16 protein-coding genes are annotated in these 16,469 nt (G+C 69.7%); 5 read left to right on the plus strand and 11 right to left on the minus strand.

The features are described from left to right. Window positions 1–90: 90 nt before the first annotated feature. The gene (locus tag ACWD12_RS08530; RefSeq protein WP_450098898.1) at window positions 91–1,014 is read left to right on the plus strand and encodes an AMP-binding protein; all 924 of its coding nucleotides are present in this window, start codon (window positions 91–93) and stop codon (window positions 1,012–1,014) included. On the opposite strand, the gene ACWD12_RS08535 is transcribed toward ACWD12_RS08530, so the two are convergent. After that, on the minus strand, window positions 983–1,177 hold the full coding sequence (locus tag ACWD12_RS08535) for a DUF397 domain-containing protein (protein WP_358350118.1): 195 nt from the start codon (window positions 1,175–1,177) through the stop codon (window positions 983–985). The two genes, ACWD12_RS08530 and ACWD12_RS08535, sit on opposite strands and share 32 nt — an antisense overlap. A gap of 29 nt (window positions 1,178–1,206) precedes the next feature. After that, window positions 1,207–2,061, minus strand: a complete 855-nt coding sequence (locus ACWD12_RS08540; RefSeq protein WP_450098899.1) for a DUF5753 domain-containing protein — start codon at window positions 2,059–2,061, stop codon at window positions 1,207–1,209. A gap of 179 nt (window positions 2,062–2,240) precedes the next feature. Between ACWD12_RS08540 and ACWD12_RS08545 the strand changes: the two genes are divergently transcribed. Next, a complete protein-coding gene (locus ACWD12_RS08545) occupies window positions 2,241–2,651 on the plus strand; it encodes an ATP-binding protein (RefSeq protein WP_450098900.1) in 411 nt (136 codons plus the stop codon). A 109-nt stretch (window positions 2,652–2,760) separates the two neighbouring features. On the opposite strand, the gene ACWD12_RS08550 is transcribed toward ACWD12_RS08545, so the two are convergent. Further along, window positions 2,761–5,292 carry an ATP-dependent Clp protease ATP-binding subunit gene (locus ACWD12_RS08550; protein ID WP_358350125.1) on the minus strand — a complete coding sequence of 844 codons (2,532 nt, stop codon included), beginning with the start codon at window positions 5,290–5,292 and terminating at the stop codon, window positions 2,761–2,763. A 503-nt stretch (window positions 5,293–5,795) separates the two neighbouring features. Here ACWD12_RS08550 and ACWD12_RS08555 point away from each other — a divergent pair. Beyond that, on the plus strand, window positions 5,796–6,476 hold the full coding sequence (locus tag ACWD12_RS08555) for an SCO3374 family protein (RefSeq protein ID WP_450098901.1): 681 nt from the start codon (window positions 5,796–5,798) through the stop codon (window positions 6,474–6,476). Window positions 6,477–6,586: 110 nt separating this feature from the next. Here ACWD12_RS08555 and ACWD12_RS08560 read toward each other — a convergent pair whose 3' ends face one another. The 4 genes from ACWD12_RS08560 to ACWD12_RS08575 form a co-directional block, all read right to left on the minus strand. Continuing rightward, a complete protein-coding gene (locus tag ACWD12_RS08560) occupies window positions 6,587–6,925 on the minus strand; it encodes a histone-like nucleoid-structuring protein Lsr2 (RefSeq protein WP_358350131.1) in 339 nt (112 codons plus the stop codon). A gap of 144 nt (window positions 6,926–7,069) precedes the next feature. Next, a complete protein-coding gene (locus tag ACWD12_RS08565; RefSeq protein WP_358350134.1) occupies window positions 7,070–7,573 on the minus strand; it encodes an amino-acid N-acetyltransferase in 504 nt (167 codons plus the stop codon). Window positions 7,574–7,726: 153 nt separating this feature from the next. Then, complete coding sequence (locus tag ACWD12_RS08570; RefSeq protein WP_450098902.1) at window positions 7,727–9,262, minus strand: hypothetical protein; 1,536 nt, start codon at window positions 9,260–9,262, stop codon at window positions 7,727–7,729. Window positions 9,263–9,478: 216 nt separating this feature from the next. Further along, complete coding sequence (locus ACWD12_RS08575; protein ID WP_450098903.1) at window positions 9,479–9,859, minus strand: BlaI/MecI/CopY family transcriptional regulator; 381 nt, start codon at window positions 9,857–9,859, stop codon at window positions 9,479–9,481. A 493-nt stretch (window positions 9,860–10,352) separates the two neighbouring features. Here ACWD12_RS08575 and ACWD12_RS08580 point away from each other — a divergent pair, with 493 nt between their 5' ends. After that, window positions 10,353–11,390, plus strand: a complete 1,038-nt coding sequence (locus ACWD12_RS08580) for a M23 family metallopeptidase (RefSeq protein WP_450098904.1) — start codon at window positions 10,353–10,355, stop codon at window positions 11,388–11,390. 202 nt (window positions 11,391–11,592) lie between these two features. Here ACWD12_RS08580 and ACWD12_RS08585 read toward each other — a convergent pair whose 3' ends face one another. From ACWD12_RS08585 to ACWD12_RS08595, 3 genes are all read right to left on the minus strand, one after another. Continuing rightward, window positions 11,593–11,739 (minus strand): hypothetical protein, encoded by a 147-nt coding sequence (locus tag ACWD12_RS08585; RefSeq protein ID WP_358350143.1) that lies wholly within the window; start codon window positions 11,737–11,739, stop codon window positions 11,593–11,595. Between the two features lie 5 nt (window positions 11,740–11,744). After that, window positions 11,745–13,274, minus strand: a complete 1,530-nt coding sequence (lysX, locus tag ACWD12_RS08590; RefSeq protein ID WP_358350146.1) for a bifunctional lysylphosphatidylglycerol synthetase/lysine--tRNA ligase LysX — start codon at window positions 13,272–13,274, stop codon at window positions 11,745–11,747. 90 nt (window positions 13,275–13,364) lie between these two features. Then, a complete protein-coding gene (locus ACWD12_RS08595; protein WP_450098905.1) occupies window positions 13,365–13,862 on the minus strand; it encodes a MarR family winged helix-turn-helix transcriptional regulator in 498 nt (165 codons plus the stop codon). 88 nt (window positions 13,863–13,950) lie between these two features. Here ACWD12_RS08595 and ACWD12_RS08600 point away from each other — a divergent pair, with 88 nt between their 5' ends. Next, complete coding sequence (locus ACWD12_RS08600; RefSeq protein ID WP_450098906.1) at window positions 13,951–14,802, plus strand: NAD(P)H-binding protein; 852 nt, start codon at window positions 13,951–13,953, stop codon at window positions 14,800–14,802. A gap of 102 nt (window positions 14,803–14,904) precedes the next feature. On the opposite strand, the gene ACWD12_RS08605 is transcribed toward ACWD12_RS08600, so the two are convergent. Continuing rightward, on the minus strand, window positions 14,905–16,365 hold the full coding sequence (locus tag ACWD12_RS08605) for an LAETG motif-containing sortase-dependent surface protein (RefSeq protein WP_450098907.1): 1,461 nt from the start codon (window positions 16,363–16,365) through the stop codon (window positions 14,905–14,907). Window positions 16,366–16,469: the final 104 nt, after the last annotated feature.

Below are 16,469 nucleotides of genomic sequence, written 5' to 3' on the forward strand. Positions count from 1 at the left end.
CCAGGCTCCACGGTCCCGCCGACGCGAGAGGGCCGCGCGATACGCGCGGCCCTCTCCCGCTGTCCGGAACCAACCACTACCGTGGGTGCAATGGCCAATCACCCTGAGGTAGTTGCCGCCGCTCACGGGCAGTGGGGCGACGAAACGCTCGACTGCCTCCTACGGGACCGGGTCGCGCTGCACCCGGACGACCCCGCGGTGGCCGATCCGCCCGACATCCACCTGCTGACCGGACGCGGGCCCGAGGAATGGACGTGGAGCCGCCTCGACCAGGAGGTCGACCGGCTGGCGGCGCTGATGCTGGGGCACGGCGTCGGCCGCGGCGACACCGTGGCGATCCAACTGCCCGCCGGGGTCGAGCTGGTGCAGGCCGGCCTGGCGTGCTGGCGCATCGGCGCGACGGCGATGCCGCTGGCGGTGAGTCTGCGTGACCGGACCATGACGTACCGCGCGCGCCGCGGCGGGGCCCGGACCATCGTCACCAGCACCCGCATAGGCGGCTACCGCGCCGCGGCGGTGGCGGTGGCACTGCCGTGTTTCCCGACCGTACTGGCATGGGGACCCGAAGTGCCGGACGGCGCGGTCGACTTGGATTCCGCCGTACCGGCCCCGGACGAGCCCGCCGCCTATCTGGCCCGCGAACGCGTGCGGGCCGACGACCGGGCGGCGCTGCTGTGGACCGCCTGCGACGGCGAAATCCCCTACCGGCACCGGGATCTGCGGGACGCCGGTGCCGAGGTCACCGGGGACACACTCACGAACGCGCCGGGCCCCACCTGTCCGACGGACTTCCCCGAGGTTGTGGTGCCGTGGCTGCGGAGCGGCTGCCGTCTGGTGCACCCGGAGACGCAGCGCCCGGCAGCGGTGCGCTCGCAGCCGGTGCGCTCGGAACAGGTCCGTTCAGAAGCGGCGCGCTCGGAAACAGCACGCTCGGAGTCGCTGCGCGCGCGGACGCATCGCCCGGAGGCGGGAACGGCGGGGCTCACAGGAAGCGGTCGAACTCCCCGGCTTTGACTCCCGCGACGAAGGCCGCAAGCTCCTCGCGCGTGTAGCAGAGCGCGGGTCGCCCGGTGTCCATGGAGTCGCGCATGGCAATACCGCCGGGGATCTCCGCGAGTTCGACGCAACACCCCGCCTGGTCGGAGATTGTGGACTTGACCCAAACAGCGTCAGTCATATCCGTCAGGTACAGGGAGGACTTGTCCATCACTGACTTTCTGCTCGCTCCAGAAGCAGCGCGATGGTGTCTTCGGGTGACAGTGCCGCAGCCTCGATGCTGGTGAAAAGCCTTTCGAGGCGCCGGACTTCGCGCTCGCTGTCTCGCGAGATCATACCGCCGATCCCTTCCAGGAACGCGACGGCGGGATCCCCCGGGCGGGTGAATCCCAGGGTGACGAATCCCCCTGAGTGCGCCGCCTGGCGGCCGGCACTGAAGGGCACCACCTGGACGATCACATTCGGCAGACGTGCCATCTCCACCACATGGAGCAATTGCGCACGCATGACCTCGGGGCCGCCGATCTCGAAGTGCAGCGCGGCTTCGGTGACGATGCCGTGGTACCGCAGCACGGGTTCGTCGAAGAGCCTGCGCTGCCGCCCCCGGCGTACCGCACTCAGGCTTTCGATCTGATCGGCGCCCAGCGCGAGCAGACCGGTCGCCATGATGACCGAGCTGTACTCGGCGGTCTGCAGAAGGCCTCCGATGACCAACGGCTGGTACTCGCGTTCTTCCGCGGCCTCGTCCTCCAGTGCCACGAACTCCGTGAGATGGGTGTTCATCACCGCGTCGTGCTCACGCCACCAATGCCGCGGACGCTTCTCGACGATCAATTGCTGCAGCTCGAACTGCAGTTGGGGCGGGACTTCATAGAGACGGCACAGCGCTTCGAGATCGTGCGGGCTGACATAGGCGCGCGCCAGCTCCATCCGACTGATCTTCGTCGGGTCGCCTTTGATGGCCTCGGCTGCGGCGTTGCGGGAGATTTCTCGCTCTTCACGGAGTCTGCGGAGCTCATATCCGAGGCGCTTGCGCTTCAGGGTGTGCTGAGAGTCGGTCGCCATCGGTACTCGCCTTCCCCGGAGGACGATTCATGATTCTTGTGCGACTTTTCGGCATCTACTTGCACGTGCAGTTTCGTGAGTGCTTCACTCATCTTGACTACACACCGCTCTTGAGTCAACACCAAGAGCGACGATCACCGCGATGCCGAAGTCGCACCGCGCGGCCCCCAGGGAGAGCTGTGCACGCCACCGCCGCGTATTCGGAGCCCGTCTATATCGTGCGGCTGCCACCCCTCCCCAGCTCCGTCGCGACCGCGCGCGAACACGTGGAGGGTCTGTGCCACAAATTCGGCGTGGACAGCTTCGCGCCGGTCCAGGTGGTGTCCGAACTCGCCGGCAACGCGGTGGAGCACGCCGGCATGTGCGGCGGAATAGAGGTGTGGGTTTCCGTGGATCCGGGCTACCTGTGGATCGAAGTGGTGGACTTCGCACCGGAATTCGTCCCGGACCTCGACCAGGTCCGGGACCCGGGCGAGGAGCGCGAGCGCGGCCGCGGGCTGCTCATCGCCCGGACCCTCGCCGAGCGCGTCGAGACGCTGGTGATGGCCGACCGCAAGGCGCTGTGCGCCTGCTTCCCGGTACCGGTCTGAGCCCTCCGCGGACCGGCACCGGGCAGGACCCGGAAACGGCGGAGGGCCGCCCCCGGTTTCCCGGGGGCGGCCCTCCGTCAGTCGCGCGGGTCGCGCGCGATGCCCTGCGTCAGGACGCCTCGCCCTTGGTCAGGTCCGGGCCGGAGCCCGCGGCCTCGACCGGCGGGACGTCCGGCAGCGCGGCCTTCTCCTCACCGACGAAGGTGAACTTCTCGCCGCCCTCGCCGTCGGGCTCGGTACCGACCACGACGATCGAGCCGGGCCGCAGTTCCGCGTACAGGATCTTCTCGGACAGGTTGTCCTCGATCTCCCGCTGGATCGTGCGCCGCAGCGGACGCGCGCCCAGGAGCGGGTCGTAGCCCTTCTTCGCGAGCAGCTTCTTGGCCGCGGGGGTGAGCTCCAGGCCCATGTCCCGGTCCTTGAGGCGCTCGTCCACCTTGGCGATCATGAGGTCGACGATCTGGATGATGTCTTCCTCGGACAGCTGGTGGAACACGATCGTGTCGTCGACACGGTTGAGGAACTCCGGCCGGAAGTGCTGCTTGAGCTCCTCGTTGACCTTGGCCTTCATCCGGTCGTACCCGGTCTTGACGTCCGAGTTGCCGGTGAAGCCCAGCCCGAAGCCCTTGGAGATGTCCCGGGTTCCGAGGTTGGTGGTCATGATGATGACGGTGTTCTTGAAGTCGACCACCCGGCCCTGCGAGTCGGTCAGGCGACCGTCCTCCAGGATCTGCAGCAGCGAGTTGAAGATGTCCGGGTGCGCCTTCTCGACCTCGTCGAACAGCACGACCGAGAACGGCTTGCGGCGCACCTTCTCGGTGAGCTGGCCGCCCTCCTCGTACCCGACGTAGCCGGGAGGCGAGCCGAACAGCCGCGACACGGTGTGCTTCTCGGAGAACTCCGACATGTCGAGCTGGATCAGCGCGTCCTCGTCCCCGAACAGGAACTCGGCGAGCGTCTTGGACAGCTCGGTCTTACCCACGCCGGACGGGCCCGCGAAGATGAACGAGCCACCCGGGCGCTTCGGGTCCTTCAGACCGGCACGGGTACGGCGGATCGCCTGGGAGAGCGCCTTGATGGCGTCCTTCTGGCCGATGACCCGCTTGTGCAGCTCGTCCTCCATGCGGAGCAGACGGGCCGACTCCTCCTCGGTGAGCTTGAACACCGGGATGCCGGTCGCCGTGGACAGCACCTCGGCGATCAGCTCTTCGTCGACCTCGGCCACGACATCCATGTCGCCGGCCTTCCACTCCTTCTCGCGCTTCGCCTTGTCGGCAAGGAGGGTCTTCTCCTTGTCGCGCAGCGAGGCCGCCTTCTCGAAGTCCTGCGCGTCGATCGCGGACTCCTTCTCGCGGCGCACGTTCGCGATCTTCTCGTCGAACTCGCGCAGGTCCGGCGGCGCGGTCATACGGCGGATGCGCATGCGCGAGCCGGCCTCGTCGATGAGGTCGATCGCCTTGTCCGGCAGGAACCGGTCGGAGATGTACCGGTCCGCCAGCGTCGCGGCGGCCACCAGCGCGGCGTCGGTGATCGAGACGCGGTGGTGCGCCTCGTACCGGTCGCGCAGACCCTTGAGGATCTCGATGGTGTGCGACAGCGACGGCTCCGCGACCTGGATCGGCTGGAAGCGGCGCTCGAGCGCGGCGTCCTTCTCCAGGTGCTTGCGGTACTCGTCGAGCGTCGTGGCACCGATCGTCTGCAGCTCGCCGCGGGCGAGCATGGGCTTGAGGATGCTGGCGGCGTCGATCGCGCCCTCGGCGGCACCCGCACCCACCAGGGTGTGGAGCTCGTCGATGAACAGGATGATGTCGCCGCGGGTGCGGATCTCCTTGAGCACCTTCTTCAGGCGCTCCTCGAAGTCACCGCGGTAGCGCGAGCCGGCCACCAGGGCGCCCAAGTCAAGCGTGTACAGCTGCTTGTCCTTCAGCGTCTCGGGGACCTCGCCCTTGACGATCGCCTGGGCCAGGCCCTCGACGACCGCGGTCTTGCCGACACCGGGCTCGCCGATCAGCACCGGGTTGTTCTTGGTGCGGCGGGACAGCACCTGCATGACCCGCTCGATCTCCTTCTCACGCCCGATGACCGGGTCGAGCTTGCCCTCGCGGGCAGCCTGCGTGAGATTGCGGCCGAACTGGTCGAGCACGAGCGAGGTGGACGGGGTGCCCTCCTGCCCGGCGCCGCCCGGCGAGGCGGTCTTCTCGCCCGAGTACCCGGACAGCAGCTGGATGACCTGCTGCCGCACCCGGTTCAGATCCGCGCCGAGCTTGACCAGGACCTGGGCGGCGACGCCCTCGCCCTCGCGGATCAGGCCCAGGAGGATGTGCTCGGTGCCGATGTAGTTGTGGCCAAGCTGAAGCGCCTCGCGCAGCGAGAGCTCCAGGACCTTCTTGGCACGGGGAGTGAAGGGGATGTGCCCGGACGGGGCCTGCTGGCCCTGGCCGATGATCTCCTCCACCTGCTGACGGACCGCCTCGAGCGAAATCCCGAGGCTCTCGAGCGCCTTCGCGGCCACGCCCTCACCCTCGTGGATGAGGCCGAGGAGGATGTGCTCGGTCCCGATGTAGTTGTGGTTGAGCATCCTGGCCTCCTCCTGAGCCAGGACGACAACCCGCCGCGCGCGGTCGGTGAACCTCTCGAACATCGTTATCGCTCCTCAGAGCGGTCGTGCAGTTCGGGGACGGTCCCCTCCCTGTCCTTCCGCATGCTAGTCCCGCACGCGGGACCGCTCACTTCGTCCACATGGACGTGCGACCCACGTGTTGCGGGCCGCTCCGGACACCTAGTCAAACCTGATAGTGCGGGGCAGTGTTCCCCCGAACCAAGCAGAGTGACCGATTGCGAGTACGCCAGAAGCGAACGCGGCGGTTCGACGACGACTCCGAAGGCCCGGCCCCTGCGGACCGCGCCCCCTTCAAGCCTCACCCCACCTCGCACATGCGCCCCCTCGATCGCGGTCCTGACCGGCTCATACCCACGGCCGTGCGGGGCATACGCCCGCCGACCACCATCCGGCACACGGAAGTCCGCAGGTGGCACGGCTTCCGGCGGACCGCCCGCAACGCGGATTACAGTAGGCGCGTGTACGTAGCGCAATCGATCAATCACCTCTCGTAACCGGCATCCACTCCCGGAGTTGAACACGCTATGACAGCGACACTCCTTTTCGCCCCTCGCTCGGCGGCGATGGTCCCCGGGCCGCAGGACGAGGCGCTGTGGTACGCCCGCGCCCTCGGGTGGCCGGTGCTGCCCGGCGAGGTGGACCGCGCGGAGCCGGACGGCGTCCTCGGCAGCACCGATCCCGGCGTGATCCTGCACTGGTGGCGGACCGCGCCCCGGCGGCCTGTGCGGCTGGCCGCGGGCGTGCACTTCGACGTCCTCGACGTACCGGGCGCCGCCGGGACCCGCGCGCTGCGCCGGGCCGAGCGCCTGGGCCTGCCGCTCGGGCCGGTCGCAGCGACGGCCGCCGGCCGGGTGCAGTTCTTCGTCGCGCCGGGCGTCGCGGAGGATCTGCCCGCGCTGCTGGACTGGCTGGACTGGTCGGATCTCGACCTGGACCTGCGGGCGTTCGGGGCGGGCGACTCCGTACCGGCCCCGTCGCCGTGGCCGGCCACGTGGCTGGCGCCGTGGCCCCGGGCGTGGGAGTCGGCCCGCTGGATGCGTGCCCCCGCGGCCTCTCGGCTGCGCTGTGCGGCCGGAGCGCGGGCGGAGCCGCTGATGAGGGTGGACGTGCGCTTCCCGGACGTCACACGGCTGCTGAGCGGCCTCGCCGACGCCTGCCAGCAAGTGCGACTGCTCCCCCGGCAGCGGTGCCACCGGGAAGCCTGACCCGGCCTGCCCTTCAGATATATCTACAAAAGGGACATAAATCAGCAAAGGGCGGCCCTGTCACTTCTTCATCGAAGGCAAGAAGTGACAGGGCCGCCCTTTGTCGTCGATCAGGCGTGAGCCTTGTCGTACGCCTCGCGGATGTTCGCGGGCACGCGACCGCGCTCGCTCACCTCATATCCGTTGTCCCTCGCCCACTGGCGCACAAGCGCCGTGTCCGCACCCGCGCCGGCCGACTTTGCCGTCCCCCGCGCGGCCCGGCGGCCGACCCGGCCACCGGTCTTGCGAGCCACCTGTACATAGGTGGCGAGAGCGTTGCGGAGCTCGCCCGCATTCGCTTCGCTGAGGTCGATCTCGTACGAGACACCGTCGAGGGCGAACGTCACCGTCTCGTCGGCCTTCCCGCCGTCGAGGTCGTCCACGAGAAGAATCTGGACCTTCTGTGCCACCGGTTTCCCTTTCATCGGGAGGGATCGCCACCAACCATGAAAAGGAAACCGCTTTTCCGGGAAAAATTCAAACCCGGGGAAGCGGAACCGAACGCCCCGGCAATGCGTTTGACTGTGGATAGACCATGTGGCTCGGGCGGTGCGCTACAGGTGAAGGAGCATCCGCGTGTTGCCGAGGGTGTTGGGCTTCACGCGTTCCAGGTCCAGAAACTCCGCGACGCCTTCGTCATACGAACGAAGTAGTTCGCGGTAGACCTCCGGATCCACCGGTGTCGCCTCGATCTCCACGAAGCCGTGCCGGGCGAAGAAGTCGACCTCGAAGGTCAGGCAGAATATCCGCCGTACGCCGAGCCAACGCGCCGTCTCCAACAACTTGGCAAGGAGCCGGTGGCCCACTCCGTGGCCCCGGCAGGACGTGTCCACGGCGAGGGTGCGGACCTCGGCGAGGTCCTCCCACAGGACATGCAGCGCGCCGCACGCGACGACGAGTCCGTCCGCGTCGCGTTCCGCGACCCAGAACTCCTGCACGTCCTCAAACAGTGTCACAGTCGGTTTGTCGAGGAGGATGCGCTTGCCCGCGTAGTCGTCCACCAGCCGGCGAATGGCCGTGACATCCGAGGTTCTGGCCCGGCGGATCGTGACTTCCATGTCGTGAAGGTATCGCGATCACGCGAGGCGGTCGCAGGCACCCCGGCAGCCCCTGTGAACATCCGGCGAACACTCCGGCGCCGGTCGCCCGGAATGCGGACACAACCTTTGCCGACAACTCGCCGACACACCGGACCGACAACCGGTGGGTATCTAGTCGGCATGCATTTGCGGGGCACCGGAACGGGCTCCGGAATCACCCCATTCGGGGTTGTTGAGAGGTCGGTCCGCGGCATCGTGCGCGTTCGGGATCTGCGCACGGGAACGCGCGTCACGTGCCGCGATTCGGGTGCTGCTGCAGGCCGCGTCCGGATCATCGGCACAGGGCCCGGTGACGGTCGGCGCGGGATCCGACGACGCGACGAAATCCGAGCGCGCCGCCATCACCGTTCCGGCCGCCGGATCCGGTACGCGGACCGCGAGCGTCAGGGTCGCCCGCCCGTCGGCGGCGATGCGGCCGGTCTGCCAGACGCCCGTGCCGACGTCGTACGTGCCCTGCGACAGCGCGCCCCAGAGCAGCGGGGCACCGGCCGGGAGGCTGTTGCGGACGTTCGCGAACAGCGCGGCGGCGTTGCCCGAATCGGTGACGGTGACGGTGTGCGTCAGGGTCTGGCCGGGGCGCGCGTCGGTGGTGTCGACGGTCCGGGCCAGGGTGAGTCGCGGCTTGCCGAAGCGGAGGTCCGCGCAGGCGGCGGTCGCGTCGTGGGCGCAGCGTTGGGCTGTCGGCACCTCGACCTCGGACGCGGGTGGCGGCGGCGGAGGTGGCGGCGGCGGGGATGACGGCGGTTTGGGCGTGGTGGGTGTCGGCTTGGCGGTCGGCGTGGGGCTGATGGTGGGCGCGGGCTTGGAAGTCGGGGTCGGCTGGGTCGGCGGAGTCGGCTTGGCCGTCAGGGTCGGAGTCGGAGTCGACGTGGGGCTGGCCGCCGGGCCGGGAATTGCGGTGGGCTTCGTGGACGCCGCGCCCGGCGATGTCGACGGGGACGGCGGCGGGGCCTTGGGCGATTCGGTGGGCCCATTCGGCGTGGTGGGCTCCGTGGGCCTTGTGGGCGCAACCGGCTTTGTGGGCTCGACGGGCTTTGTGGGCTTGCCGCCGGTGGGCGTGGCGGTGACGGGTTTTCCGGAGGCCGACGGCTTGCCCGGCTTGGCGGAGCCGGCAGATCCGGTGGCGCTGCTTGCCGACGGGCGCGGCGACGGACTGCCCGAGACGACCACGCCGTGTGCCCGCGTGCGCGGCGACGTGACGGACACGCGTACGCGCTCCACCGCGTCTGCGGCCTTGGCGGTGGCCTGGATCCGCCACACGAGGACGGCCTCATTACGACCAGGGGCAGTGGGCACCGTCCAGACACCTGACGGCCCGTCGAAGCCGCCGCGCGACGGGTCGGCGCCGACCGTACGCAGACCGCCGGTCAGTCGTCCGGCGACCGTGACGTGGTCGCCGGGCTTGGTGTCGGACATGGTCAGGCGTACGACGGCCGTGACGGTCTCGCCGTCGGCGGCGACCGGCGTGCCCAGCGTGAGATCCAGCGCGAAGTGCGGGCGTACGTCCCGCCCGGCGGCCACCGCCAGCTGAACCACGACCAGGGCGGCGGCAGTCGCCAGCGCGGTGAGGACAGGCCGCGCCACCCTCTGCGGACGGGAGTGCGGACGGGAGCGCGCCCGGGCATGGGCCGACCTGTTCCGGGTCATGTGGCGCCCACCTCACTCCGTTCGGCGCATCACCAGTCCGATAAGCGGATGTTTCACCCCTCCAAAAGGTGAGCGCATTCAGCGGAACGAGTGGGGGCAACACTCCGAACAGACCGGTGATTTCACCCGGCCGGACCAGCTGTGGGACCGGCAGGTCGGCGGGCGGCCCGGCGTGCGGATAGATCAGGCGGGTCGATCAGGCGGATCCCGCCGGGATCACGGGTCCGGCCCCTCGGAAACCTCCGGCAGCGCCACTCGCAGGGCATCGCGAAGCGCGTCGTGCTGCTCGGGGCTCATCGCTTCCACGAAATGGACCAAAGCCCCCGCGCGCCCTCCGCCGGAAAGCCAGTCCTCGCGCATGAGGCCCGCGGTATGCGCTTCGCGGGAAAGCGCGGGTTCGTAGCGATACGCCCGCCCGTCGAGCTCCCGGCGTACCGCGCCCTTCCGATAGAGGTTGTCGAGCACGGTCATCACCGTCGTATAGGCGAGGTCCCGTTCCGGAAGCAGCGCGTCGCGCACCTCGCGTACCGCGAGCGGTTCGTGTGCCGCCCACAGGTGGAGCATCACTTGCTCCTCAAGTTCTCCGAAGCGGGTCATGAGCGCCCCTTCCCGCCGGAAATTCACGACCTCTGCGGGTTTAGCCGGAATCAAACCTGCGGAATTTGTGATCTGAAGCACAGGGGTTTCAGCGCCTCCTAGCCGCCATAGTAGAGCCTCGATGCGGCAAAACCGGCATATCTCACATTGTCGGCACCGCACTACGACCGCGCGTCGTAGTGACCGCACGGTGACAGGTTGGCTCCGCGGTGAACCGGTCTGTTACCACTGTTGAGCCGGCCCCGACGCCGGGTCCCGCCGACGAAGGCGAACCCCGCGCACTCCAGCGCCAGAGCTTCGGGCCGGCGGATTCGTACGAGGACGTTCGAGTCCGCGTCCCGCTCCGCAGCGAGTGCCGCGCCGCATCGACGCCGCGGCGCCCGCAGCCGCCCGCACAAGGCCGATCCGGCCGTTGCCCGGGCGCGCCCGATCTCCATCCGGCGGTTCTGCCGCACGGGGGCGCGAGCATGCCGTCGAACACCCCGAGGTACCCGTGCAGAACCCCATCGACAACTCCCGCACGCCCAAGTCGCGCCCGGCCAAGCACCGCGCGCCGAAGCACCGCGCCGACCGTCTGCGCGCCCTGCGCCGGCCGACCCGGCCCCTCGTCATGGTCGCCGGGATCGCCGCGCTGGCCACGGCCACCGGCATGGGCATCGCCTCGGGCGTTCCGGCCGCGGACGACTCGCACATCGCAGCGGTCGCGCAGGCCGCCGGTACGCCCGGCACCTCCGCCGACGCCGTCGCCGCCGCCCAGGCCGCGGCCGAGCGCGGGGACGCGGCCGCGGCACGCGGCCAGGCCCGTGCACCGCTGGCGGGCGACGCGCCCGGCGCTGCCGACTCGTCCAAGGCCTCCAACCTGTCCGACGTGTCGGACGTGCTTGCCGCCAAGCAGCACACGCGGGCCCAGGAGACGCTGGCCGCCGCCGAGCAGAAGGCAGCCGCCGAGGCCGCCGAGCGGGCGCGTGTGGAGGCCGAGCAGAAGGCCGCGGCCGACCGCGCCGCCGCCGAGCGTGCGGCGGCCGACCAGGCAGCCGCAGTTGCCGCGGCCGCAGCCCGGGCACAGGCTCCCGCGCCGAGCGCCCCCGCGGTGTCGGCGCCGGCCGCCTCCGCCCCGGCCGCCTCGGGTTCCGGGTACGTCCGTCCCGTCGCGGGCGCCGGCCACGGCAGCTACGGCCGCTCCGGCTCGCTGTGGTCGCACGGGCACACCGGCGAGGACTTCTCGGCTGGCATGGGGAGTTCGGTCAAGGCCGTGACCTCCGGCACCGTCGTCAAGACGGGCTGGGGCGGCGCGTACGGCAACGAGGTCGTCATCAAGCACCCGGACGGCAAGTACACGCAGTACGGGCACCTCTCCAAGTTCTCCATCTCGGCGGGCCAGAAGGTGACCACCGGGCAGCAGATCGGCCTGTCCGGCTCGACCGGCAACTCGACCGGCCCGCACCTGCACTTCGAGGTGCGCACCGGCCCGAACTACGGCTCGGACATCAACCCGATCGCGTACCTGCGCTCCAAGGGCGTCGCCGTCTGACACCCCCGAACAGCGCCTGACTTAGAGTCAGAACAATGCCGCAGGGCGGGAGTTCCCCATGGAACTCCCGCCCTGCGGCATTGCTCGACGACGACGGAGCCCGCCCGCACCCCGGCAATCATGCGCCTCTTGCTGTCACGCGCCTCGGCCGTGAGGCGCCGCGTGCTGTGACGCGTACCCGGCCGTCACGCACCCCTGAGTGTCACTCGCCTCCGCCGGAGTCGCCGGAGTCGGCGCCCGCGTCACCGCGCGAGCGCCGCGCGTCGGTCCCCCGGAAGATCGTGATCATCACCCCGGCGAACATCGCGGCGACGACGGCGGAAGGGATGAGGGCGGCAACAGCGTCCATGGTGACTACTCCGGCTTCACGAGCGGGAAGAGGATGGTTTCGCGGATGTTCCGCTCGGTGAAGGCCATCACCATGCGGTCGATACCGAGGCCGAGGCCGCCGCTGGGCGGCATCGCGTATTCGAGGGCCCGCAGGAAGTCCTCGTCGAGCTGCATCGCCTCGGCATCGCCGCCTGCGGCGAGCAGCGACTGCTCGGTGAGGCGCTTGCGCTGCTCGATCGGGTCGACCAGCTCGGAGTACGCGGTCCCGAGCTCCATCCCGAAGCCGATCAGGTCCCACTTCTCGGCCAGCCCCGGCAGCTCGCGGTGCTGGCGGGTCAGCGGCGACGTCTCGATCGGGTAGTCGCGTACGAACGTGGGCTGCACGATCGTGTGCTCGACCAGCTCCTCGAACAGCTCCTGCACGAGCTTGCCCTGCCCCCACGCGGGGTCCCACCCGATGTCGCGGGCGTCGGCCAGCTTGCGGACCTGCTCGATCGGGGTGGCCGGGGAGATCTCCTCGCCGACCGCCTCCGAGACCGAGCCGTAGACGGTGATCGCCGGCCACTCGCCGGAGATGTCGATCTCCTTGCCGTCCCAGGCGAAGACGTGCGTGCCGAAGACCTGCTGAGCGGTGTACTGGTACACCTCGCGCGTGACCTCGGCCATGGTGTTGTAGTCGCCGTACGCCTCGTACGCCTCGAGCATCGTGAACTCGGGGTTGTGCGTCGAATCCGCGCCCTCGTTGCGGAAGTTGCGGTTGATCTCGTAGACCTTCTCGGCACCGCCGACCACGAGCCGCTTGAGATACAGCTCTGGGGCGATGCGCATGTAGAGGTCCATGTCGTACGCGTTGATGTGCGTCACGAAGGGACGGGCCGTGGCACCGCCGTGCACCGGCTGCAGCATCGGCGTCTCGACCTCGAGGAAGTCGCGCGCATTGAACCACGTGCGCACGGCGCGCACGATCTCGCTGCGGGTGCGCAGCATCTTGCGGGACTCGTCGTTGACGATGAGGTCGACGTACCGCATGCGGACGCGCGCCTCGGGGTCGGTCATGCCCTTGTGCTTGTCGGGGAGCGGCCGCAGGCACTTGGCGGTGATCGCCCACGAGTCGACCATGATCGACAGCTCACCGCGCTTGGACGTGATGACCTCGCCCTCGACGCCGACGTGGTCGCCCAGGTCGACGTCCGACTTCCAGGCCGCCAGCGACTCGGCGCCCACCTTGTCGAGCGACACCATCACCTGGAGGTCGCCGCTGCCGTCGCGCAGCGTCGCGAAGCACAGCTTGCCGCCGGTCCGCGCCAGCAGGACCCGGCCGGTCAAGCCCACCCGCTTGCCGGTCTGCGTGTCCGGCTCCAGCGCGGGGAACTCCTCGCGGAGTTTCGCCACACTCGTGGTCCGCGGGAACCCGACCGGGTACGGATCGACGCCCTCCCCCCGCATCCGGTCGAGCTTCTCGCGGCGCACCCGCATCTGCTCGGGAAGGTCATCGGCCTGCACGGAGTTCGGCTCGCTGGTCTGCGCAACGTTGGCCTGGGCGTTCTCGGTCACCAGGCAAGGCTACCCGCGCCCCTGTCCGGGTCCGTACCCGAATACCGCCGTCGCGGTCAAGCGTCGCTCGCCGCGGCCGCCGTCACACGGTCACGAACGCTCCGAGAGCTGCGCGGACGCGTGGCGCCCGGCCTCCGCCGTACGCCTCAGGAACTCCGCGAGCAGGGCCAGCTCCGCCGGGTCGTGTTCGGCGCAAATCGCCTCCACCGACGCGCTCATGCCGGCGAACAGCTCCAGCAACTCGCCGTTGCGGTCGCGCAGCGCGCGTACGAGGGTGCCGCGGCGGTCCGCGGGGTCGCGCTCACGGACCACCCACCCGGCGCGTTCGAGCCGGTCGAGGATTCCGGTGAGGGTCGCGGGGTGCACGCCGGCGAGCCGGGCGAGCGCGCTCGGCCCCACGGGGCCATGGGTGTTGACGAGGTCGAGGCAGTCGAGGTCGACGTCTTTGAGGGCGAGGCGGCTGCCCACCTGGCGGTTCAACCGGCCGAGTTGGAGGCTCAGCTCGCGCAGCCCCTGCTTGACGGCGGCGGTCGCCTGCTTGCGGCCCCGCGGCGTTCGGCCGCCCTCGCCATCAACTACGGAACTCATAATATCTGCCTCTCAAATCAAATATGTTACGGTTCTCGTACTTTACGGCAGCCAAAGAACGGCTGCCGTCGACGTACGGAGGCATGCCATGCACGTGGTCGTCGGAGCAACCGGAACCGTAGGCCGGACCGCGGTCCGGCTCCTGCTGGAGGCAGGCCAAGAGGTGGCCGCCGTCACGCGCAACCCCGAGGCGGAAATCCCCGACGGCGCCCGGACCGTCGTGGCGGACCCCAGCCGCCCGGCCACGCTGGCCGACGCCCTGCACGGGGCCGAGACCGTCCTTCTGAGCCCCCGCGCCGTCGGCGACGCCGCGGCGGAACTCCTGTCGCTGGCCGGCGGCTTCGGAGCCAGGCACGTGGTGGTCCTGTCCGCCGCGACCGCGGACCACCCGGTCGGCGACCCGCGCTTCATCCGGCACTTCGAGGCCGTCGAGGCCGCAGCGCGGGAGTCCTCACTGTCCTACACGTACCTGCGCTGCGCCGACTTCGCCGCGAACTCCGCCGCCTGGGCGCCGCAGATACGGAGCGGCGACGTGGTGCGGGGCGCGTACGCCAAGGCGTCGACGTCGCCGATCCACGAGCGCGACATCGCCGAGATCGCCGTCGAAGCCCTGCTGAAGGACGCGCACTCGGGGCGCGCCTACGTGCTCACCGGCCCCGAGTCGCTCGCCCAGCACGACAAGGTCCGCATCATCGGCGAAACCCTGGGCCGAGCGCTGTCGTTCGTGGAACTGCCGGCCGAGGCCGTGCGGTCGGCGATGCTCACCCAGGGCCTCCCCGACGAAATCCCCGACCGCCTTCTCGGCTCCCTCGCCGACTACGCCCAACACCCCGGCCCCACCACCGACACGGTGGAACGCCTCCTCGGCCGCCCCGCCCGCAGCTTCCGCGCATGGGCCGAGGAGAACACCCACCTGTTCAGCGCGGACGGCCCTTCCTGAGACGCCTGACACCGCCGCCGGACACCCCGGCCCGGCAGTCGCCGCACGCAAAGGGCGGGGCCCAAAGGCCCCGCCCACCGCGCATCACGCATTGCTAGTCGATCAGACCGCGACGTCCCCACTCCTGCGCCGCCGGACCACGACGAACGCCGCGGCCGCCACCACGAGCAAACCGCCCCCAACACCGGCAATCAACGCCGTCGACGACGACCCACCCGTCTCCGCCAACTCCGGCCCCATGTCACCAGGCTGCTGCGGCCCAGTGGCGGCACCGCCGGTCGAAGCACCTGGGCTTGCGGACGGGCCGGCGCTCGGCGTACCGGTTCCTCCGGTCGTGCCGCCCGGGGCCGTGAGCGCCAACGGAACCGTGATGGTCTGGTTAACGTGGTTCTTGTCGTACGCGGCCGTCGACAGGGTCATCTTCGCGCTGGAGCCCGCAGGCACCGAAGCCGCGTCCAGTGTGAGCCTGACCTGCCACGGATTGGCGGCCTCAAGCGGCAGGTACTCGGTCGTCCAGCAGACCAGGAACACACCGTCGCCCGTTCCCAGCGAGCCGTAGTTCGCACCCTTGACCGACGTCCTGCACATGTCGGTGCGGCCTTCCACGAGGCGCGCGCCGGCCGGCAGATCCACCCGCACGAACGGGCGGGTGTCGACGCTCTCGTAGACGGCACCCGGCCCCAGGTTCCGCAGGCCGGCCGTGAGAACCCACTGGCCGGGCGTCCCCGCGTCCACGACGCGACCGTTGTCGAGCGCCAGGTCCGCCGAGAGGACCGTCTCCAGGCGAAGCCTGTCCCAGTTGTTCCACGGGCTGTTGTCGGGGAGGGCCTTGGCGCTGGGCTGCTGGGCAAGCCCGAAGGTCTTCGACCCGGTGCCCGGGACGTAGCCCTGCGACCGCACGAACTCGTCGAACTGCTTTTCGTCGTAGACATCGACGCCCAGGGAGAACTCGTCGATTGCTACTGCATCCGGGACCCTGACCTGTACCGGCGTGGCCACCGTGTACTTGACCCCCTTGGTCAGCGGCTGGTCGAGAACGCAGACCATGCCGTAGTCCGAGTACAGGCAGTTCTTGAACTGCTCCAGGAACCGCCACTGCGCGCGCCCGTTGTCGATGCGGAGCACGAACTTGCCCGGGTCGGCCCCGTTGCTCCGGACGGAGAACGGGACGTTCAGAGTGCCTCCGCCCTGGAGACCGGTGACGGGCTCGGGAGCGTCGATGCTCAGGTCCGGTCCGCCGGCGCCGACCTCGATCTCCGGTGTGGCCACGCTGACATCCGCATTGTCGGCGGTCGCGGTGACCTTGACGCTGCCGTGGTCACCCTCGACGGCCGTCTGCTTGGCGTTGATGCGGAAGCCGGGCACATAGGTGTACTGCTCAAGTGTCGGGAACGTACAGGTGATCTTCGTCGGCGTGGTCACACACGGCGAGTCCACCGGGTAGGGCTTCTCGAACTCGGCGAAGTCGGCAATGCCCGCGCCGTCGAAGGTGACCACCACGTTCTTCACCGGGTCGCCGGCGGACTCATACGAGATGTACGGCGAGACCACGGCACCGTTCACCGATCCCCCACCCGGCGGAGGCAGGGGCAGGCTCACCGATTCGGGCCACACGAAGACCCGCAACTTGGCACGCTCAGCGTGCGCCGTACCGGCCAGGCCGACCA

It is taken from the genome of Streptodolium elevatio (assembly GCF_053592165.1).

Coding starts and splice junctions, on each gene's coding strand:
- ACWD12_RS08535 (WP_358350118.1), bottom strand. CDS start 1,177: ATGACTGACGCTGTTTGGGTCAAGTCCACAATCTCCGACCAGGCGGGG.
- ACWD12_RS08600 (WP_450098906.1), top strand. CDS start 13,951: ATGCACGTGGTCGTCGGAGCAACCGGAACCGTAGGCCGGACCGCGGTC.
- ACWD12_RS08575 (WP_450098903.1), bottom strand. CDS start 9,859: ATGACCCGCTTCGGAGAACTTGAGGAGCAAGTGATGCTCCACCTGTGG.
- ACWD12_RS08530 (WP_450098898.1), top strand. CDS start 91: ATGGCCAATCACCCTGAGGTAGTTGCCGCCGCTCACGGGCAGTGGGGC.
- ACWD12_RS08595 (WP_450098905.1), bottom strand. CDS start 13,862: ATGAGTTCCGTAGTTGATGGCGAGGGCGGCCGAACGCCGCGGGGCCGC.
- ACWD12_RS08570 (WP_450098902.1), bottom strand. CDS start 9,262: ATGACCCGGAACAGGTCGGCCCATGCCCGGGCGCGCTCCCGTCCGCAC.
- ACWD12_RS08565 (WP_358350134.1), bottom strand. CDS start 7,573: ATGGAAGTCACGATCCGCCGGGCCAGAACCTCGGATGTCACGGCCATT.
- ACWD12_RS08550 (WP_358350125.1), bottom strand. CDS start 5,292: ATGTTCGAGAGGTTCACCGACCGCGCGCGGCGGGTTGTCGTCCTGGCT.
- ACWD12_RS08540 (WP_450098899.1), bottom strand. CDS start 2,061: ATGGCGACCGACTCTCAGCACACCCTGAAGCGCAAGCGCCTCGGATAT.
- ACWD12_RS08555 (WP_450098901.1), top strand. CDS start 5,796: ATGACAGCGACACTCCTTTTCGCCCCTCGCTCGGCGGCGATGGTCCCC.
- ACWD12_RS08585 (WP_358350143.1), bottom strand. CDS start 11,739: ATGGACGCTGTTGCCGCCCTCATCCCTTCCGCCGTCGTCGCCGCGATG.